This window comes from Streptomyces monomycini, assembly GCF_022271435.1.
Classification (GTDB): domain Bacteria; phylum Actinomycetota; class Actinomycetes; order Streptomycetales; family Streptomycetaceae; genus Streptomyces; species Streptomyces monomycini.
Map to the genome: position 1 here is coordinate 1 of NZ_JAFIQY010000084.1, position 4,042 is coordinate 4,042.

At 69.4% G+C, this 4,042-nt stretch carries 2 protein-coding genes; both read left to right on the plus strand.

The window, feature by feature from the left end; translation table 11 throughout:
* The coding region (locus tag JXZ78_RS39925) for a bifunctional glycosyltransferase/CDP-glycerol:glycerophosphate glycerophosphotransferase (protein ID WP_078624045.1) at window positions 1-2,829 on the plus strand (2,829 nt) is incomplete at its 5' end.
* Window positions 2,829-4,042 (plus strand): glycosyltransferase (locus tag JXZ78_RS39930; RefSeq protein ID WP_063726040.1); only part of this gene is annotated, 1,214 nt, incomplete at its 3' end. The genes JXZ78_RS39925 and JXZ78_RS39930, both read left to right, overlap by 1 nt.

Below are 4,042 nucleotides of genomic sequence, written 5' to 3' on the forward strand. Positions count from 1 at the left end.
ATCGTCTACAACGATGCGGAGCGGTTGCCTGCTGCGGTGGGGTCGGTGCTGGAGCAGTCGTTCGGTGATGTTGAGGTGGTGATTGTCGACGATTGCAGTTCGGATGGTTCTTTTGCGGTGGCGCAGGGGCTGGCCGGGCGGTGGCCGGGGCGGGTGCGGGCGTTTCGGCTGGAGGAGAACAGTGGGGCGGGGGGTGAGCCGCGTAACCGGGGGATCCGGGAGGCGGTGGGGCGTTATGTGATGTTTTTGGACAGTGATGATGTGCTGGAGCGTCATGCGTGCCGGAATCTGGTGGAGGCGGCGCAGGCGTCGGGGGCGGATCTGGTGTCGGGTCTGTGTGTGCGGCTGCACAAGGACGGGCCGGTGGAGAAGCGTAATGAGTGGTATCCGTGGCTGTATGGGCAGACGCGGACGATCGGGTCGGTCCAGGAGTTGCCGGATCTGTTCGTGTGGGACACGTTGTCGACGAACAAGTGTTATCGGCGGGAGTTTCTGCTGGAGCATGATCTGCGGTTTCCCAAGGGGATGTTCTATGAGGATCTGCAGTTCATCGCCGAGGCGTATCTGGCGGCTGAGCGGATCACGCTGATTCCGAATCAGGTGTATTTCTGGCATGTGCATCAGGCGGCGGCGGTGAAGTCGGTGACCAACCGGCGCCATGAGATGACCAATTATGAGCACCGGCTGGAGGTGCACCGGCGCATCGATGCGATGCTCGCCGAGCGGGGGCTGACGGAGCTGCGGCGGGCGAAGGATGTGAAGTTCCTCAAGCATGACCTGGTGCTGCATCTGCGGGATCTGCCGTTTCGGGATGCGCAGTACCGGGCGGAGTTCGCGCGGCTGTCGGCGGAGTATCTGGCGACGCTGGATCCGCAGGCTTTTGAGCGGGCGCAGCCGCTGCAGGCGATCTGCGGGTATCTGCTGGGGCGCGGGGACTTCGCGCATCTGATTCCGGCGGTGGATGCGCTGCTCAATCCGGGCAAGGTGGCGGTGCCGCTGGTGGAGTTTGGCGGGCGGGTGTTTTGGTGTGCGGAGCATCTGGACGATGAGCTGGGCCGGCGGGTGCTGGATGTGACGGAGCTGGGGTATCACACGCGGCCGCTGGAGAAGATGTTCCTGCGCAATGAGCTGACCGTTTTTGCGGCGGCGGCCGGCGGCGGGGTGCGGCTGGCCGGGCGGATCACCAATGCGCTGGGCCGTATCGGCGAGGGAGCGACGCTGCGGGCGCGGCTGGAGTTCAGTGCGCGGCGCCGGGGGCTGCAGGCGTTCACCTTCCCGGTGCAGGCGGTGCGCCATGCGGGGGAGGTCATCGAGTGGGAGGCGGTGGCCGATGTCAGCGGGCGGCTGCGGCCGCTGGGCATCATCGATGCGGTGTGGGACGTGCGGCTGGTGCTCGAGGCGGACGGGGTGTGCACCACGACGCGGCTGAGTGTGGCGGACACGGATCTGCCGGGGCGGGCGCTGCCGGTGCGGCCGCGGCTGACGCGGATGGTCGCCGACCATGTGCGCCCGCACGTGTCGGCCAAGGGGCATCTGGCGTTCGAGCTGGTGGGGGAGGACGCGGGCCGGCAGCGGGCCCGGGAGCTGATCGGCAAGTCGGTCGCGGGCCGGCCGGGGGCGCTGGCGAAGTCCGGCTACCGCCGGGCGCGGCAGCTGCGCCGGACGCTGACGTCGGGGGAGACCAAGCTGCGGGCCTACCGGGAGGTGTTTTCGCGGCTGCCGGTCAAAAAGCGCACGGTGGTCTTCGAAAGCCATCTGGGGCGTCAGTACAGTGACAGTCCGCGGGCGTTGTATGAGGAGATGCGCCGCCAGGGCCTGCAGTTCGAGGCGTACTGGGCCTATTCCGGGGACCCGGGGGCGTTTCCGGCCGATGCGACGCTGGTGCGGCGCTGGTCGCTGCCGTATCTCAAGGCGCTGGCGCAGGCGGAGTTCTGGGTGGACAACCAGTCGTTTCCGCTGAAGCTGGACAAGCGCCCGGAGACCACCTATCTCCAGACCTGGCACGGGTCGGCGCTGAAGAAGATGGGCTTCGACCAGCCGGCGCAAAAGACCCTGACCCGGGCGCAGCAGGCCGAGCAGCAGCGGGCGCTGGACCGCTTCGACCGGTTCCTGGTGCGCTCGGAGCACGATGTGCGCACGCTGGCGAAGGCGTTTCGGCTGCCGGAGCGGGCCCTGCTGCGGGTGGGCTATCCGCGCAACGACGCGCTGGTGCAGGCCCGCCAGGCCGAAGAGGCCGGACAGCCCCGCACCCGCGGCCCGCTCGCCGCCGAGCTGGGCATTCCGGCGGACAAGCAGATCATCTTGTATGCGCCGACGTTTCGCACCAGCGGGGGGCGCTCGCACCGCTTCGAGCTGCCCTTCGATGTGGAGCGCTTCGCCGAGCGGTTCGGGGACCGGTATGTGCTGCTGGTGCGCTCGCACTACCTCAACCATGTCACGCTGCCGCCGACGGTGGCCCAGACGGTGCTCGATGTCTCGGCGCACCATGACGTGGCGCCGTTCTTGGAGCTGGCCGATGTGCTGGTGACCGACTACTCCTCGGTGATGTTCGACTATGCGCTGCTGGACAGGCCGATGGTGTTCTTCACCTACGACTACCAGGCGTATGTGCACGAGCAGCGCGGCACCTACTTCGACCTGCGCGAGCATGCGCCGGGACCGCTGGTGGAAGACCAGGAGGCGTTCTTCGCGGCGCTCGACGGCCTCGACACCGGCGGGCCGCAGTTCGCCGCGGCCCGCAAGCGCTTTGTTGCCCACTTCGGCGAGTACGAGCGCGGGGACGCCGCCCGCACCCTCGTCGAGCAGTTCTTCTCCCACTGGAGCCGTTGATGACCGCCACCCCCCCGACCCCGGACACCACCGCCCCGGCCCCGGACACCACAGCCCCGGCGGCGGTGCCGGTGCGCGACGTCTTCTTCGTCTCCAACAGCGTCAACGAGCTGGGCGGCATCACCAGCTGGTCGCACCAGATGGCCGGGCTGTTCGCGGCCCGCGGCCACCGGGTGCACCTGATCGGTATCACCCCGCCGCCGCCCGGCCGCGCCCGCACCCTGCCCGCCGGCCTGCCCTACGCCACCACCACCCTGTATGACGAGCACCCGCCGCACCTGCGCCCGGTGCGCACCCTCAAGGACCGGGCCAACGTGGCCGAGCACCGGCGCCGGGCGGCCCGCGAGGCGGGCATGCGCACCCAGGCCGCCAAACTGACCGCCCTGTTCACCGCCGCCCGGCCGGGCGCGGTCATCATCGTCACCCAGGTCTGGGCGATGGAGTGGGTGGCGCTGGCCGGCACCGGCGGGCACACCGTCATCGGCATGAGCCACGAGTCCTTCGAGACCTGCCGCAAATCCTCCCGCTTCCAGCGCGTGAAGACCTTCTACCGGGACGTCGACCGGATGCTGGCACTGACCCGCGAGGACGCCGACGCCTGGATCCGCCAGCGCATGGACAACGTCGGCTTCATGCCCAACCCCCTGCCCTTCTTCCCCGACACCCCCTCGCCGCGCACCGAAAAGGTGGTCGCCAGCATCGGACGCCTGCACGAGGAAAAGGGCGTCGACCTGCTGCTGGAGGCCTGGGCCCAGCTCGCCGCCCGCCACCGCGGGTGGACCCTGCGCCTGTACGGCGCCGGCGAGGAGGAACAGGCGCTGCGCAAGCAGAGCGCCCAGCTGGGCATCGCCGACAGCGTCACCTTCATGGGCCGCACCCAGGACGTGGCCGGCGCGCTGCGCCAGGCCTCGGTGTTCGTGCTCAGCTCCCGCGGCGAGGGCTTCCCGCTGGCGCCGATGGAGGCGATGGCCACCGCCGTGCCGTGCGTGGCCTTCGACGTCGCCCCGGGCGTCCGCGAGATCATCCGCCACGGCGAGGACGGCCTGCTCGCCCCGCCCGGCAACACCAGCGAACTCGCCCGCCACCTGGAAACCCTCCTCAGCGACCCCGCCCTGCGCGACCGCATGGGCGAGACGGCCCGCACCAACATCCAGCGCTACGCCACCGACGAGATCGTCCAGCGCTGGGAGAACCTCTTCACCTTCCTCCAACG